This is a genomic window from Streptomyces cyaneus, from assembly GCF_004028635.1.
Lineage (GTDB): Bacteria > Actinomycetota > Actinomycetes > Streptomycetales > Streptomycetaceae > Streptomyces > Streptomyces cyaneus.
On sequence record NZ_RQJW01000006.1, the window covers coordinates 513,415 to 528,438 of the forward strand.

A 15,024-nucleotide genomic window follows, 5' to 3' on the forward strand; every position below is an offset into this window, starting at 1 on the left:
AGGGCGGAGCCCTCCATCGGGCGCCGGCCCGGCCGCTACAGTCCGTGGCGAATCGTCTGTACTGGCGGGTAACAACCACAGCGATGCGGAGGCACACACGATGGCGCGCGAGTCGGAGTCCGGACTGCCCATCGAACCGGTCTACGGGCCGGACGCGCTGAACGGCTGGGACGCGGCCGAGAAGCTGGGCGAGCCCGGCTCGTACCCCTTCACCCGTGGCGTGTATCCCACGATGTACACGGGCCGCCCCTGGACGATGCGCCAGTACGCCGGGTTCGGCACGGCCACGGAGTCCAACGCCCGCTATCGCGACCTGATCGCGCACGGCACGATGGGCCTGTCGGTCGCCTTCGACCTGCCCACCCAGATGGGCCACGACTCCGACGCGCCGATCGCCCACGGTGAGGTGGGCAAGGTGGGCGTCGCCATCGACTCGATCGACGACATGCGGGTGCTGTTCGGCGGGATCCCGCTGGACAAGGTGTCGACGTCGATGACGATCAACGCGCCGGCCGCGCTGCTGCTTCTGCTGTACCAACTGGTGGCGGAGGAGCAGGGGGTCCCGGCGGACCGGCTCACCGGCACGATCCAGAACGACGTGCTGAAGGAGTACATCGCGCGCGGGACGTACATCTTCCCGCCGAAGCCCTCCCTGCGGCTCATCGCCGACATCTTCAAGTACTGCCGGGCCGAGATCCCGAAGTGGAACACGATCTCGATCTCCGGCTACCACATGGCCGAGGCGGGCGCGTCGCCCGCGCAGGAGATCGCCTTCACCCTCGCCGACGGCATCGAGTACGTCCGCACGGCGGTGGCGGCGGGCATGGACGTCGACGACTTCGCGCCGCGCCTGTCCTTCTTCTTCGTGGCCCGTACGACGATCCTCGAAGAGGTCGCCAAGTTCCGTGCCGCTCGCCGCATCTGGGCCCGGGTGATGCGGGAGGAGTTCGGCGCGAAGAACCCCAAGTCCCTGATGCTCCGCTTCCACACCCAGACGGCCGGCGTGCAACTGACGGCCCAGCAGCCGGAGGTCAACCTCGTCCGGGTCGCCGTGCAGGGCCTCGCCGCGGTCCTCGGCGGCACCCAGTCCCTCCACACCAACTCCTTCGACGAGGCGATCGCGCTGCCGACGGACAAGTCGGCCCGCCTGGCCCTGCGTACGCAGCAGGTCCTCGCGTACGAGACGGACGTGACGGCGACGGTCGACCCCTTCGCGGGCTCGTACGTCATCGAGAAGATGACCGACGACGTGGAGGCGGCGGCGGTCGAGCTGATGCGGAAGGTCGAGGACCTCGGCGGCGCGGTGTCGGCCATCGAGCACGGCTTCCAGAAGAGCGAGATCGAGCGCAGCGCGTACCGGATCGCCCAGGAGACGGACGCCGGCGAGCGGGTCGTGGTCGGCGTGAACCGTTTCCAGCTGGACGCGGAGGAGCCGTACGAGCCGCTCCGCGTGGACCCGGCCATCGAGGCCCAGCAGGCGGAACGGCTGGCGAAGCTGCGGGAGGAGCGGGACCAGGGGGCGGTGGACTCGGCGCTGGCCGCGCTGAAGAAGGCGGCAGAGGGGGCGGACAACGTCCTGTACCCGATGAAGGAGGCGCTGCGGGCTCGGGCGACTGTGGGGGAGGTGTGCAACGCCCTTCGGGAGATCTGGGGGACTTATGTGCCCAGCGATGCGTTCTGAGCTGGGCGACTACTCCGTATGAGTGATCACGAGCTGAGTCCGGGTGTCTCCGGTTACGCTCGTTGCAGAGTGGGCCCCGAAAAGGAGGACGCCATGGCCGTACTACAGCAGGAGCTGACCCTGGGCGAGGCTGCCGCCCAGCTTGCCCGTGCACTGCCTGGCCACCGCGTGGAGATTCTCCAGGGGAGGCTCACTGTGACACCGCCGCCGGACGGCTCGCATGCGCTGTCGTTGTCTTGGCTGGTCGTGCAATTCCATATGGCCGGGGCACGGAAGGCTGGGCTCAGGTACGTCCAGGGCATCGGACTCTGGCTGCCCACGTTGCCTGAGGACTTCGCGATCCCTGACTTCTCCATCGTCGACAAGGACTTCCGCGACGCTCACGTCACGAAGAACTATTACGCTCCGAACGTCTTCCGCATGGTCGTGGAAGTGACGTCGTCGAACTGGTCCGACGACCTCGGCCCCAAGGTCGAGTGCTACGCCCAGGCCGGCGTCCCTGCCTACCTCATCGCCGACCGCAAACACGACGAGGTCCTCCTCTACCAGGACCCGGCCGATGGCAAGTACGCCGACCCCCAGCGCTTCAAGCGCGGCCAGACCGTCCCCGTCCCCGAATCCGTCGGCGTCACCCTCGAACTCGCCGTCGACACCCTCCTCGACGGCGACGACGACTAGCGCAGGCCGAAGCGGGCCAGGTAGCCCATGAGCCCGGCTGCCTGGTCCCCGGCCCACCCCACGTACCCGTCCGGCCGCACCAGGAACAACCCGGATCCGTACGTCCCCTGCGCGGGGCCCCCTCGAATCACCCGCACCGCTTCCGGCACCTCGGCCGCTTGTACCCCCACCGCGACCAACGTCCAGTGCGGCCCCCGAAACGCATCAAACAGCCGCACGCCACCCAGCACCCCGTCCGGCGCCCGATCCCCGGCCCGCACCGCCCCCACCGCGTCCCGCGTCTCCTCCGTCAGGCTCGACTCCCGGTACCCCAGCCCCAGTTGACGCGTAGCCTCCCCGCGCCGCACCTCCCCGCGATGCACGCTCGTCGACAGCCCCAGCATGTCCGCCGCGATGGCCCGCCGCTCCTCCTCGTACGTGCCCAGCAGAGCTTCGTCCGCCCCGTCCCGCAGCACCGCCCCCAGCTTCCACCCCAGGTTGTACGCGTCCTGCACGCTGGTGTTGAGCCCCTGCCCGCCGGCCGGTGAATGCACATGGGCGGCATCCCCAGCCAGGAACACCCGCCTGTCCCGGAACCGGTCCGCCAGCGCAGCCCGCGGCCGGAAGTCCGAGGCCCAGCGCACCTCGGTCACGTCCTCCGGCGCCAGATGCGAGCGCGCGGCTACGACCTTGCGTATGCCCTCCAGGGAGACGTCGACCGACGCACCCTCCGCGAACTGGGCCACCACCTGGAAGTCCTCCGTACCCGCGAGCGGGCAGATGGCCAGGAAGCCGTCGCCCTCCCCGCTCGGCGGGAAGATGTGCCAGTTGTCGCGGTCCAGGCCCGTGATCCTGACGTCCGCCACCAGCATCGGGCTCGGGTCGACGGTCTCCCCGGTCATGCCGATGCCGAGAGACCGCCGCAGCGCCGAGCGGCCACCGTCGGCGGCGACGACGTACGGTGCGCGGACGCTCTCGCCGGCCGCGAAGCGGACCGTCACTCCGTCCTCGTCCTGTGTGACCCCGACGACCTCCCGGCCGAAGGCGACCTTCCCGCCCAGCTCCTCCAGCCGGCCGAACAGGATCTCCTGCGTCCGCCACTGCGGCACCATCCACGGCTCGGTGTACGGCGAGTCCTCCGTCACCTCCGCCGGGTCGAACATCTGGTGCTCGCCGACCCGCTTCCCGTCCTGCCAGATCATCCCGACGGGATAGCTGCCGCCCGCCGCGTGGATCGCGTCGAGTACGCCCAGGTCGTCGAAGACCTCCCTCGTGCGCGGCTGGATCCCCTTGCCGCGTGATCCGGGGAGGAGCGCGTCGGCCCGCTCCACGACCAGCGCCTCCACCCCGCGCCGGGCGAGGTCGATGCCGAGGGTGAGGCCGGTGGGGCCCGCGCCCACGATCAGTACATCGGTCCGTACAGCCGGTACATCGGTTCGTGCAGCCATGATCCATTCTCCTTAACGCTGTTAAGTGCGCTTGGGTGCAAGGGTGGCCTTAACGCCGTTAAGCTGTCAAGCGTGACTACGGAACGCCGGACGCCCCTCGACCGCACACGCGTCGCGGACACCGCCCTCAAGCTCCTGAACGAGGTCGGTCTGGACGGCCTCACCCTGCGCGCCATCGCCAAGGAGCTGGACGTCAAGGCACCGGCCCTGTACTGGCACTTCAAGGACAAACAGGCACTGCTGGACGAGATGGCGACCGAGATGTACCGGCGGATGGTCGCCGGGACGCCCCTCGGCCCCGCCGACACCTGGCAGGAACGGCTGCTCAAGTCCAACCGCGGACTGCGCGCGGCGCTGCTCCGCTACCGCGACGGCGCGAAGGTCTTCAGCGGCTCCCGCTTCACCGGCATCGAGCACGCCGAACAGATGGAGGACAACCTGCGCCTGTTCACGACCGCCGGCTTCACCCTCGCCCAGGCGGTCCGCGCGACCTCGGCGACGTACTTCTACACCCTCGGCTTCGTCACGGAGGAACAGGGCGTCGAGCCGCTGCCCGGCGAGCGCCGCGAGGGCTACGACGTAGCGCAACGCGCCCGCCTGATGGCCGACTTTCCCCTGTCGGCTCAGGCGGGCGCGGAGATGTTCGAGGACTACGACCGGCACTTCGAGGAAGGGCTCGCCCTGGTGATCGCCGGGATCGAGGCGCGGTACCCGGTGGGGTAGGCGATCAGTAGTTCTCGACGTAGGTGTTGATGCAGTCCTTCCAGGTGCCGTCGGGCAGCAGCTTGCACACGGTGAACTTCACTTCCTCGCCGTATGCCGGACGGGGGCTGTTGTCGGCGAGGCCGTTGTAGTTGGTCGAGCCGCAGCCCCGGACGCTCACCAGTCCGCTGGTCGTCCACGAGCTGTTCCGCCACACATAGGCGGCGGCGATGATGCCGTTGTCGCCGTCGCAGAAGGCGTCGTACACCTCGATCGCGCCCGAGCCGCCACCGTGGAAGTAGCCGCTGCCGAGGTAGGTGCCCGAGGTGCCCCAGACCTGAACGGTGGTCGTCACAGCCGAGGCGGAGCCGGCCGCCGCCACCGTGAGCCCCGTCGCCGCGGCGACACAGGCGGCCAAGCTGCCCAGTCTGTTGCGGATACGCATTCCCTTACTCCTTCGCAGAGTTGGTCGAACACAAATCCTTCGAACTGACGCGCTCACGTCAGTCCGGGCCACACCTCATCAGCGGGGGATGGACACGCGCCGGTCATCGTGTAGCGGAATGATGGACGCCGTACGAAGCCCGGCGCGGCCCGGCGGCCGGCGTGGGGCCGCGGCATGGTGATGTCATGCCGAGTTCACCTGGAGGTCGGCGAGGTGTCGCGTTCAAGCAGCTCGTGCGTTCCTAGGATCGCGGAGATTTCCCGCTGAGAATCCAGGTGTGCACACGTGGCCAACCAATCCACCCTGTCCGTGATCGTCCCCTGCTACAACATCGAGTCGTACGTACCCGAGACGGTGACCAGCCTGGTCAACAACGAACGGGACGACTTCGAGTTCATCTTCGTCGAGGACCGGTCCACCAAGGACAAGACGTACGAAGCGCTGCTGACGCTGACGAAGAGACTCAAGAACAGTCGGGTGATACGGCACGAGCAGAACGGCGGACTGGCTACCGCGCGCAACACCGGCATCGACGCCGCCGAGGGCCGCTACCTCACCTTCCTCGACGGTGACGACTGGCTGGCGCCGGGCTATCTCGCGGATCTCGTGGACGCCATCGAGCGGTTCGACGTCGACTTCGTACGGACCGACCACGTGCAGGTCACGGGCATCGAGCGGACCGTCCACCGGGCGCCCGAGGGACGACGGCACACCCCGCTCGACCCGCGCACCTCGATCCTCCCCGTCGACGACACCACCATGGTCGACTACCCGTACGCCTGGGCCGGCGTCTACCACCGCCGCCTCCTCGACAAGGGCATGCTCCGCTTCCACGACGGACTGAAGACCGCCGAGGACCGCCCCTGGATCTGGGACCTGCACCGCAGGGCCGACTCCTACGCCGTCGCCAGCCTGCGCGGGGTCTTCTACCGCCGGGGCGTGGCCAGTTCGCTCACTCAAATCGGTGACGTTCGCCAGCTGGACTTCTTCCGCTCCTTCGACCTCGTCCTCGCAGAGCTCGCCGACGACCCCGAGGTGGGCAGGCTGCGCAAGAAGGCGCTGCGCAACTACTGCGTCGTCATCGCCCACCAACTGCTCAGCCGCGGCCGGTTCGAGCGCAGCATCGCGGCCAAGCTGAAGCAGATGGCCGCGGAGGCGCTGGGCAGGATGTCGGAGGACGAACTGGAAGAGGCCCTCGTCGGGATGGGCGAGGAGCGCGTGTACATGCTGCGCCGGATAAGGGGCGGCATGAAGGGAGTGGCGGCATGATCCAGATCTTCTTCTCGGCCACGCAGTACGCGGCCGCGACGGTCACCGCCGCCATACGGGCCGGCCAGTTCGGCCCGCGCGAGGGCGTGCGCCGCATCCTCGTCGTCAGCAACACCGCCGCGATCCCCGAGGTCGGCACCCCGCTGGACAAGATGGCCGGCTTCGAGAAGCTGCGCCCCGAGTTCGACGAGGTGCGCTCCTGGAACGAGTTCATCTCCCCGCACCACCCGGCCGGCTGGTCACCGCGCGGCCAGGACGCCCTGCTGTGGGAGAAGGCCGTACGCCTCGCCTGGAACCTGGGCGACGAGCCGGTCGAGATCGCCTGCGAGTCCATCCAGGCCAACCCCTCCCGCGCGGTCGCGGACATCTTCGCGGACAGCCCGATCCATGTGTACGCGGACGGTCTGATGAGCTACGGCCCCACCCGCAACCGCATCCCGCACGGCATGAGCAGCCGCATCAAGCGCGTCCTCCACCTGGACCTGGTGCCGGGTCTGACGCCCATGCTCCTCGCCGAGTACGGCGTCGAGCCCGAGGCCGTCCCGAACGAGGCGATCATCGACGTCCTCGCCCAGATCGGCGAGTCCGGCGCCGGTGTCCTCGCCGAGCGACTTCCGGCCGACAGCCCGCCCACCGCCGTCCTCCTCGGCCAGTACCTCTCGGCCATCGACCTGATCACCCAGGACGAGGAGGAGCAGCTGCACATCCGGTTCCTGCGCGCCGCCGCCCGCGCCGGCCACCAGGACATCCTGTTCAAGCCGCACCCGAGCGCACCGGCCGTCTTCAACGAGTCGCTGGAGGCGGTCGCCGCCGAACTCGGCGTCAGGCTCACCGTCCTGAACGAGCCCGTCCTCGCCGAGACCGTCTTCGCCTTCCTGAAGCCGAAGCTCGTCATCGGCTGCTTCTCCACCGCGCTGATGACCGCCGCCGCCTTCTACGGCATCCCCGTCGCCCGAGTCGGCACGGAACTGCTCCTCGAACGCATCACGCCGTACGAGAACAGCAACCGCATCCCGCTGACCATCATCGACGCGGCCCTGCCCGACGCGGAGCACGCCGAGCTCGGCTCGCAGCTCGAACTCGCCGGGATGGCCGAGGGCCTGGCCCCGCTGGTGCGCAGCGTCGGCTACTGCATGCAGTCCCGCAAGCACCACGGCTCGCGCGACGAGGTCGCCGCCTGGCTCACCGCCAACCTGGACCGGTACCAGCGCTACTTCAAGCGCCGCCGCCTCACCAGCCTCCGGCTCCCCGGCGGCAGCCCGGTCCGCGCGGAGGCGCTGCGCCGGCACCCGGCGGTCCGCAAGGCCGTACGGCAGCTGCGGCAGACGACGCGGAAGTAACGCGCCGACCCGTAACGGCAGTTGGGGCGCCCCGAGCCACGGGGCGCCCCAACTGCCTTTCAGTCTCAGAACCGTACGGCCGGCAGCCCCCGCTTCAGCTTCGGCCCGAACGGCTTCTCCACGAACCGGTGCATCAGCCAGGCCAGCCCCAGCAGGCTCAGCACGGACAGCGCCAGCGTCGCGTAGGAGCCCAGGCCGAGGCCCCGGTGCAGCACCCGGATGAAGAACCAGCCCAGGTGCTCGTGGATCAGATAGAAGGGGTACGTCAGCGCCCCCGCCACCGTCAGCCAGCGCCAGTTGGCCCAGCTCGTCCAGCCCAGCGCCACCACCGCGACGGCGGCGAAGGCGCAGAAGACGATGGCCTGGATGACGTACGGGGAGCGGTGGAACTCACCCTGGGCGCCGGGGTGCCACAGCGCCGTGACCGAGTAGCGCTGGCCCAGCAGGAAGGACATGCCCACGATCCCCCACAGCAGCAGGTCGCTGCCGAAGCGGTGGATCAGGTACAGCGCGAGGCCGCCGATGAAGAACGGGGCGTGGTCGCGCATCACCAGCTCGTCGGTCAGCGGGTTGTCGGCGACCCGGGCGAAGGCACCGGCGAGCGTCCACAGGATGCAGAAGGTGACCACTCGGCGGTAGGTGACGCCCTTCCAGATCACGAACAGCGCGAAGAGCACGTAGAACTTCAGCTCCACCCACAGCGTCCAGCACACGCCCAGGACCCGAGGCACGCCCAGCGGCTGCTGCATCATCGTGAGGTTGACCAGGAACTCGTCCGGCCGGACCGGGTGGACGACGACCGGCAGGAGCACCGCGGCGCCGGTGACCATGACGATGGCCACCCAGTACGCCGGGTAGAGGCGGGAGATCCGGGAGCGGAAGAAGTCGCCGAGGCTGCGGCCCCAGCTGCTCATGCAGATCACGAACCCGCTGATGACGAAGAAGAACTGCACGCCCAGGCTGCCGTAGGTGGACAGCTGCGACAGCGTCGGGAACATGACCCCGGGGGACTGGTGCCAGGAGTTGGCGACCTCGCCGTTCTTGCCGGTGAAGTGGTACATGCACACCATCAGCGCGGCCATCAGTCGCAGCCCGTCCAGGGCGCGCAGCCGGCTCGCCGCCCGGGGCCGGACGGGCGGCCGGTCGGACAGGGGCAGCCGTATGTGCGGTGCCGTGGCCTGGTCAGCCGCGCTCATCCTGGGGGCCCTTCTCGTGGAGTCGTAGGACAACCGAACCTACGTACCTCCGACGGGTGAAAGGTGAGTGACGGTTGACGCATGGGGAGCTCACAGATGTCACTCGGATGAACAGCCACCGCTACCTCTTCACCGCCGCGCGCTTCAGCGCCCGCGCCCGGCGCGCCAGTCGGCGTACGGTCGCGTTGCGCGGGATGAAGGAGAGCTGGGCCGGTACGGCGCCCGGCAGGGCCAGCGAGGTCAGGCGCTTGCGCTTGAAGTAGCGCCAGGTGTGCGGGTTGAGGTGGTGGGTGAGGTAGGCCTCGGCCGCGTCGCGCAGCCCCGGGTAGATCTTCGGCTGCATCGCGAACCCGACCGCCTTGAGCAGCGCGGCCAGTTCGTCCACCCGCTCGCGTGGGGGCATCGCCCAGCCGCCGACCGCGGAGGCGTCCGCGATGTCGGGGAGCAGGGCGTCGACGATGGTCAGCGGCACGCGGTTGCTGTTCTGGTAGGGCGCGAGCCGGGCCAGCAGGGTGTCGGTGCCGACCCGCGCGACCGGGACGCCGTACAGACCGGCGGCGGTCAGCAGCGCGGTCGAGAAGCAGCCGACGACGAGGGCGGGCCGCAGCCGCTGGAAGGCCACCTCGGCGAGTACGGGCCGGTCCAGGAGGGTGAGTTCGGCGCCCAGCTTCTTCGCCTCGTCCTCCAGGATCGTCGACCAGCGGGCCGGCGCGACGGGGTGCGGCTTGAACACGAGCCTGCGGTGGCCCAGTTCGACGGCGCCGCGCACCATCTGCCGGTGCACGTCCTCCTCCTCGGCGTCGGTGAGGATGCCGAGCGCGGAGAGGTACTGGCCGAGCAACAGGGCCGGCTGGGCGTCGGTGGCCGTGGCGGTCGCCGAGGCGGTCGCGGTCAACTCGCCCTCGCCCTCGGCGAGTTCGCCGATCACCTTGAGGAACGCCTCGGACGGCACCAGTTCGGTCGGGACGCCGAACTCGGTCAGCAGCAGCGGGGTGAGGCCCGGGACGAGATCGAGGTGCAGCAGGCGCCCGATGCGGGTGCCGACCAGCGGGTCGACCTTGTCGCGCGTGGGGCCGTAGCTCACGAGGCCGCCGGCGTAGACGTCGACGGGAGCGCCGGTGAACAGCTGGCACAGCGCGAGGGCCGGATTGACCTGGACGGACTCGACGGCCAGCTGCACCTCGTCGTCGCCGAGGTGCCACAGCAGCCGTACGTACCGCTCCCACATGGGGATGTCGTCCGCGCGGGGCGACCAGCCGCCGGGGTGGAACGGCGCGATGGTCGCGTTCCAGGACAGCACCTCGTCGAAACGCTCGCGCAGCGCCGCGAAGCCCGGCATCGCGTCGACGGACGGGGTGATCTCGGGGTTGGTCGCGTTGTTGGTGACCAGCAGCAGCCGGCGGTCGGCCGGTGCGAAGAGCCCGGCGTCCAGGGCGGCGGCCAGGGTCGCGGCGCCGTACAGCGTCGAGGCGCAGAAGATCTGGGTGGTGCGCGGCATCAGGCGGCCACCGTCCGTGCCCCCATCGAGCGGCGGCGCACCCGTCGCAGCCGGGCGGCGCGCTGCGCGTCCATCGAGTCCATTACCTCCGCGAGCACGTCCTGCGGCATTCTTTTCAGGGCGGCGGCGCTCATCGAGCGCAGTTTTCGAGCCACGGCGGGTTCGAACCTCTCGATTTGTCCGAGATGATGAGCCATGATCGCGCAATAAGTACGCACGGCTTTTGGAAGCAGCTTATCGGCCTCGGGGTCGGCCGCCGTTTCCTCGATTACCTGATCGAACGCACGAATGAAATCCAGCTGCCGGACGTCACCGATCTGGGTGAGTGAGGACGCCACTCCGCGCCGGTAGTAGACACCCAGCAGCCCCACCGCGGCGAAGGATTCCGCCTCCCGGTGCAGTTTCCAGATCCACGGCCGGTCCTCGGCGGTGCGCAGCCCGTGGGTGAAGTGCAGCACCCCGCGGTCGACGAGGCGGCGGTGGTAGATGCCCGCCCACGCGTACGCGTAGTCCACGGACGTCGACCGGTCGGCGGGCAGGATCGCCTCCCGCGGATTCATCACCGTCCAGCGCCGGCCGTGCGGCACCCGGTGGATGCTGCGCGCCCGCCCCGTGCACTGCACATGGTCGGTGCGCACGAAGTCGCAGCCCAACTCCTCGATCGCCGCGAGAAGTTGCGGGAAGTAGCCGGGCGCCAGCCAGTCGTCGCCGTCCAGGAACGTCAGATACTCGCCACGCGCCTTGTCGATGCCCGTGTTCCGTGCGGTGGCCAGCCCTCCGTTCTGCTCGTGTCTGACGACCACCGCGCCCGGCAGCTCACGCTCCGCGCGCGCGAGAATGTCCGGTGTCCCGTCGGTCGAGCAGTCGTCGACGAGGATGAACTCGAAGTCCTCGCGTGTGTTCGCACGCAGGCTCTTCAAGGTGTCTGGCGCGTATTGCTGCACGTTGTAGAACGGCACGATGACCGAGAGCTTGACCACGTGAAGGACGTTAGGCGGCGGTCCGGCTCCCGTCTTTACCCGGAGCTTGATGTCAGGTGAACGACGCGTGGCGATGCAGTGAACCAGACTTTTTTTCAACGGCTTCGGAAGCTGATTCGCCGTTCGTCGATGTGCTGTTAACCGTTTGTTGCATTTGGGTTGGGCAGAACCTCTCAATCGCTTCCTAGCGTCTTCGACGTGCCAGCAAGTGCGACGAAGACCCGACGAGTTGCCGTACTCGCGGATTCCGATACCCGGTGGAAATGGGGCGCGCTCACCGCGAACCGCATCGCTCCGGAGAATTCGGACATCCGCCTGGACGGATTCCTCCTGCGTGGCCGGGCCACCCCCACTCCCCGACAGCTCCAGGAGGTCGGCGTTCATGCCGACTCCCTGCGTGAGGTGACCGCCGTCGAGTTCCTGCGCGTCATGGCGCAGGAGTCGTACGACGTCCTGGTCCTCTCCCTCGTCGGCGGGGGCGTCCAGGCCATGCTGCACGGCCTGAAGCGGGTCTGGGAGGGGCAGTCCGAGCGGCCCGTCGTCGTCACCGGCTATGTCGGCGTCGTCTACGAGAAGCTCGCCGACGGCCTGCTGCTGCGGCACGGCGCGGACCTCGTCCTCGCCAACTCCCGCCAGGACGCCGAGCGGTTCCGCGCGGTGTACGACGGGGTCGGCGCCGACTCCTCGGCGGTGACCGAGGTGGCGCTGCCGTTCCTCGGCGGCGAGCCCTACGCCGGCGAGCACGACCCGTACACGGTCGTCTTCGCCGCCCAGCCCTCGGTGCCGGACAACCGCAGGGACCGTACGTACCTGCTGAACCGCCTCATCCAGCACGCCCGCAAGCACCCCGAGCGCGAGGTGCTGCTGAAGCTGCGCTCCAAGCCCGGCGAACACACCACGCACATCGAGGAGTTGCCGTACCAGAAGCTGGTGCAGCGCCTCGACCCGCCGGCCAACTTCCAGCTGGTGTACGGGAACATGGGCGAGGTCCTCGACCGCACCGACCTGCTGGTCACGATCAGCTCCACGGCGGCGCTGGAGTCCCTGCACCGCCGTATCCCCACCGTCGTCCTCAGCGACCTCGGCGTGCGCGAGGTGCTCGGCAACCACCACTTCGTGGGCTCCGGGTGCCTCGCCTCCTGGGACCAGCTGGACGACGGGCACAGCCCGACGCCCGACGAGGAGTGGGTGTCCCGGCAGGGCGTCGTCGCCGACGGCTCGTATGCCACCGCCTTCGACGCGGCCCGCGAGCGCATCGCCAAGCTGCTCCAGCAGCCCGGCGGACTGCCCGCCCTCACGCCGTACTACACGCCGGCCACCGCCCCCGGCTATCTGCCCGGCATCCTCGCCCGCCACCACCTCGGCCCCGACGGCAGCCCGCTGCCCGGCGCCCCCGCCCACGACAAGGAGCCCGGCCCGGTCCGCCAGATAGTGCGCCGGGCGGCGCGCGGCGCCTACCGGCACGGCGTGCAGCGCGTGGCGCCGGTCATCCGGCGGATGGGCGAGCTGTGAGCCGCCAGACCTCACGTCAAGGAGCAGAACCCATGTCCAACCCGGAAGCAGGTCAAGGCACTTCGGTGCCGCGCGTGCTCGCCGTCATCCCCGCGCGCGGCGGCTCCAAGGGCGTGCCCGCGAAGAACCTCATGCCCGTCGGCGGCGTGCCGCTGGTGGCGCGTGCGGTGCGCGAGTGCCGGGCCTCCAGGCTCGTCACGGACGTCGTCGTCTCCACCGACGACCAGGGCATCGCGGCCGCCGCCCGCCAGGCCGGCGCCGAGGTCGTGCTGCGCCCCGCCGCCATCGCCGGCGACACCGCCACCTCCGAGGCGGCCGTGCTGCACGCCATGGACGCGCACGAGGCGCTGCACGGCTCGCCGGTGGACGTGGTCCTGCTCGTGCAGTGCACCAGCCCCTTCATCGTCCGCGAGGACATCGACGGCGTGGTCAAGGCGATCGTCGCCAACGGCGCCGACACCTCGCTGACCGTCGCGCCCTTCCACGGCTTCGTGTGGCGCCACGGCGACGACGAGCCCACGGCTGCCGTACGCGCCGAGCGCCAGGCCGTAGAGGGCGGCACCGACACCGTCGCCACCCGCACCACCACCGCAGCCGGCGGCGGCTACGGCGTCAACCACGACAAGTCCTTCCGCCCGCGCCGCCAGGACCGCCCCCAGGACTTCCTGGAGACCGGCGCCGCCTACGCGATGGACGCCGACGGCTTCCGCGAGCACAAGCATCGCTTCTTCGGCCGCACCGAACTCGTGCGCACCGACCCCGCCCGGGTCCTGGAGATCGATGATCCGCACGACCTGGCCCGCGCCCGCGCGCTGGCGCCGCTGTTCGACGCGGACCGACCCGGCGCCCTCCCGACCGCCGACGACATCGACGCGGTCGTACTGGACTTCGACGGCACCCAGACCGATGACCGGGTGCTGATCGATGCCGATGGAAAGGAGTTCGTCTCCGTGCACCGCGGAGACGGCCTCGGCATCGCCGCCCTGCGCAAGAGCGGGCTGAAGATGCTGATCCTGTCCACGGAGCAGAACCCGGTCGTCGCCGCCCGCGCACGGAAGCTGCAGATTCCCGTGCTGCACGGCATCGACCGGAAGGACCTCGCACTCAAGCAGTGGTGCGAGGAGCAGGGCATCGCGCCTGAGCGCGTGCTCTACGTCGGCAACGACGTCAACGACCTCCCGTGCTTCGCCCTCGTGGGCTGGCCCGTGGCGGTCGCGAGCGCCCACGACGTCGTGCGCGGCGCCGCACGCGCGGTCACCACCACCCCCGGTGGCGACGGCGCAATCCGAGAGATCGCCAGCTGGATCCTCGGCCCCTCTCTCGACTCCCTCACCAAGTAAGGACATCTCTGCCATGAGCACCAACTCCCGCCTCCGCTCCTTCGGTTCGCGCGAAGTCGGCCCGGGCAAGCCCGTCTACATCTGCGGCGAGATCGGCATCAACCACAACGGTGAGCTGGAGAACGCCTTCAAGCTCATCGACGCGGCAGCCGAGGCCGGCTGTGACGCCGTGAAGTTCCAGAAGCGCACCCCGGAGATCTGCACCCCGCGCGACCAGTGGGACATCGAGCGCGACACCCCCTGGGGCCGGATGACCTACATCGACTACCGCCACCGGGTGGAGTTCGGTGAGGACGAGTACCGCCAGATCGACGAGTACTGCAAGACCAAGAACATCGACTGGTTCGCCTCCCCGTGGGACACCGAGGCCGTCGCCTTCCTGGAGAAGTTCGACGTCCCGGCCCACAAGGTCGCCTCGGCCTCCCTCACCGACGACGAGCTGCTGCGCGCCCTGCGCTCGACGGGCCGGGCCGTGATCCTGTCGACCGGCATGTCGACCCCGAAGCAGATCCGCCACGCGGTCGAGGTCCTGGGCTCGGACAACATCGTCATGTGCCACGCCACCTCCACCTACCCGGCGAAGGCCGAGGAGCTCAACCTCCGCGCGATCAACACCCTGGAGAAGGAGTTCCCGAACGTCCCGATCGGCTACTCCGGCCACGAGACGGGCCTGCAGACCACGCTGGCCGCGGTCGCCCTCGGCGCCGTCTTCGTCGAGCGCCACATCACCCTGGACCGCGCGATGTGGGGTTCGGACCAGGCCGCCTCGGTCGAGCCGCAGGGCCTCACCCGCCTCGTCCGCGACATCCGCACCATCGAGGCCTCGCTCGGTGACGGCGTCAAGAAGGTCTACGACTCCGAGCTCGGCCCGATGAAGAAGCTTCGCCGCGTCGCCGGTGTGGTCGCCGAGGCGGAGATCGCCGCGGCGGCGGGCGAGCCGGTCTCGGTCTGACCCG

The 15,024-nt window shown here is 69.6% G+C and carries 13 protein-coding genes; 8 read left to right on the forward strand and 5 right to left on the reverse strand.

Going from position 1 to position 15,024, the window contains the following annotated elements; genetic code table 11:
* The first annotated feature begins 100 nt into the window (after positions 1–100).
* Positions 101–1,681: an acyl-CoA mutase large subunit family protein gene (locus tag EHO50_RS24530; protein WP_128433309.1), complete on the forward strand. Its 1,581-nt coding sequence runs from the start codon at positions 101–103 to the stop codon at positions 1,679–1,681.
* Positions 1,682–1,774: 93 nt separating this feature from the next.
* On the forward strand, positions 1,775–2,359 hold the full coding sequence (locus EHO50_RS24535) for a Uma2 family endonuclease (RefSeq protein ID WP_128433310.1): 585 nt from the start codon (positions 1,775–1,777) through the stop codon (positions 2,357–2,359).
* Here EHO50_RS24535 and EHO50_RS24540 read toward each other — a convergent pair.
* Positions 2,356–3,786 carry an FAD-dependent oxidoreductase gene (locus EHO50_RS24540; protein ID WP_128433311.1) on the reverse strand — a complete coding sequence of 477 codons (1,431 nt, stop codon included), beginning with the start codon at positions 3,784–3,786 and terminating at the stop codon, positions 2,356–2,358. The genes EHO50_RS24535 and EHO50_RS24540 overlap by 4 nt on opposite strands.
* A 72-nt stretch (positions 3,787–3,858) precedes the next feature.
* Between EHO50_RS24540 and EHO50_RS24545 the strand changes: the two genes are divergently transcribed.
* Positions 3,859–4,509 carry a TetR/AcrR family transcriptional regulator C-terminal domain-containing protein gene (locus tag EHO50_RS24545; protein ID WP_128433312.1) on the forward strand — a complete coding sequence of 217 codons (651 nt, stop codon included), beginning with the start codon at positions 3,859–3,861 and terminating at the stop codon, positions 4,507–4,509.
* 4 nt (positions 4,510–4,513) lie between these two features.
* Here the strand turns inward: EHO50_RS24545 and EHO50_RS24550 are convergent, their stop codons facing one another.
* Positions 4,514–4,933, reverse strand: coding sequence for a hypothetical protein (locus EHO50_RS24550; protein WP_128433313.1), 420 nt, complete (start codon positions 4,931–4,933; stop codon positions 4,514–4,516).
* A 285-nt stretch (positions 4,934–5,218) separates the two neighbouring features.
* Between EHO50_RS24550 and EHO50_RS24555 the strand changes: the two genes are divergently transcribed.
* Both EHO50_RS24555 and EHO50_RS24560 read left to right on the forward strand, forming a co-directional pair.
* Positions 5,219–6,202: a glycosyltransferase family 2 protein gene (locus EHO50_RS24555; protein WP_128433314.1), complete on the forward strand. Its 984-nt coding sequence runs from the start codon at positions 5,219–5,221 to the stop codon at positions 6,200–6,202.
* Complete coding sequence (locus EHO50_RS24560) at positions 6,199–7,542, forward strand: alpha-2,8-polysialyltransferase family protein (protein WP_128433315.1); 1,344 nt, start codon at positions 6,199–6,201, stop codon at positions 7,540–7,542. Before EHO50_RS24555 ends, EHO50_RS24560 begins: the two co-directional genes overlap by 4 nt.
* 65 nt (positions 7,543–7,607) lie before the next feature.
* On the opposite strand, the gene EHO50_RS24565 is transcribed toward EHO50_RS24560, so the two are convergent.
* The 3 genes from EHO50_RS24565 to EHO50_RS24575 all read right to left on the reverse strand — a co-directional run bounded on the left by EHO50_RS24565 (position 7,608) and on the right by EHO50_RS24575 (position 11,216).
* Positions 7,608–8,738: an acyltransferase family protein gene (locus EHO50_RS24565; protein WP_181449684.1), complete on the reverse strand. Its 1,131-nt coding sequence runs from the start codon at positions 8,736–8,738 to the stop codon at positions 7,608–7,610.
* Between the two features lie 121 nt (positions 8,739–8,859).
* Positions 8,860–10,236: a polysialyltransferase family glycosyltransferase gene (locus tag EHO50_RS24570; RefSeq protein WP_128433316.1), complete on the reverse strand. Its 1,377-nt coding sequence runs from the start codon at positions 10,234–10,236 to the stop codon at positions 8,860–8,862.
* Positions 10,236–11,216, reverse strand: coding sequence for a glycosyltransferase family 2 protein (locus EHO50_RS24575; RefSeq protein WP_128433317.1), 981 nt, complete (start codon positions 11,214–11,216; stop codon positions 10,236–10,238). Before EHO50_RS24575 ends, EHO50_RS24570 begins: the two co-directional genes overlap by 1 nt.
* Before the next feature lie 198 nt (positions 11,217–11,414).
* Between EHO50_RS24575 and EHO50_RS24580 the strand changes: the two genes are divergently transcribed.
* The 3 genes from EHO50_RS24580 to EHO50_RS24590 are packed head-to-tail and all read left to right on the forward strand — an operon-like array spanning position 11,415 to position 15,020.
* Complete coding sequence (locus EHO50_RS24580; protein ID WP_128433318.1) at positions 11,415–12,728, forward strand: DUF6716 putative glycosyltransferase; 1,314 nt, start codon at positions 11,415–11,417, stop codon at positions 12,726–12,728.
* Between the two features lie 32 nt (positions 12,729–12,760).
* Complete coding sequence (locus EHO50_RS24585) at positions 12,761–14,068, forward strand: N-acylneuraminate cytidylyltransferase (RefSeq protein WP_128433319.1); 1,308 nt, start codon at positions 12,761–12,763, stop codon at positions 14,066–14,068.
* 13 nt (positions 14,069–14,081) lie between these two features.
* Complete coding sequence (locus EHO50_RS24590; protein ID WP_128433320.1) at positions 14,082–15,020, forward strand: N-acetylneuraminate synthase family protein; 939 nt, start codon at positions 14,082–14,084, stop codon at positions 15,018–15,020.
* Positions 15,021–15,024: the final 4 nt, after the last annotated feature.

What these genes read in the sequence shown, in the direction of transcription:
- EHO50_RS24585 (WP_128433319.1), top strand. Translation starts at nt 12,761, where the DNA reads ATGTCCAACCCGGAAGCAGGTCAAGGCACTTCGGTGCCGCGCGTGCTC.
- EHO50_RS24590 (WP_128433320.1), top strand. Translation starts at nt 14,082, where the DNA reads ATGAGCACCAACTCCCGCCTCCGCTCCTTCGGTTCGCGCGAAGTCGGC.
- EHO50_RS24560 (WP_128433315.1), top strand. Translation starts at nt 6,199, where the DNA reads ATGATCCAGATCTTCTTCTCGGCCACGCAGTACGCGGCCGCGACGGTC.
- EHO50_RS24535 (WP_128433310.1), top strand. Translation starts at nt 1,775, where the DNA reads ATGGCCGTACTACAGCAGGAGCTGACCCTGGGCGAGGCTGCCGCCCAG.
- EHO50_RS24530 (WP_128433309.1), top strand. Translation starts at nt 101, where the DNA reads ATGGCGCGCGAGTCGGAGTCCGGACTGCCCATCGAACCGGTCTACGGG.
- EHO50_RS24540 (WP_128433311.1), bottom strand. Translation starts at nt 3,786, where the DNA reads ATGGCTGCACGAACCGATGTACCGGCTGTACGGACCGATGTACTGATC.
- EHO50_RS24565 (WP_181449684.1), bottom strand. Translation starts at nt 8,738, where the DNA reads ATGAGCGCGGCTGACCAGGCCACGGCACCGCACATACGGCTGCCCCTG.
- EHO50_RS24550 (WP_128433313.1), bottom strand. Translation starts at nt 4,933, where the DNA reads ATGCGTATCCGCAACAGACTGGGCAGCTTGGCCGCCTGTGTCGCCGCG.
- EHO50_RS24570 (WP_128433316.1), bottom strand. Translation starts at nt 10,236, where the DNA reads ATGCCGCGCACCACCCAGATCTTCTGCGCCTCGACGCTGTACGGCGCC.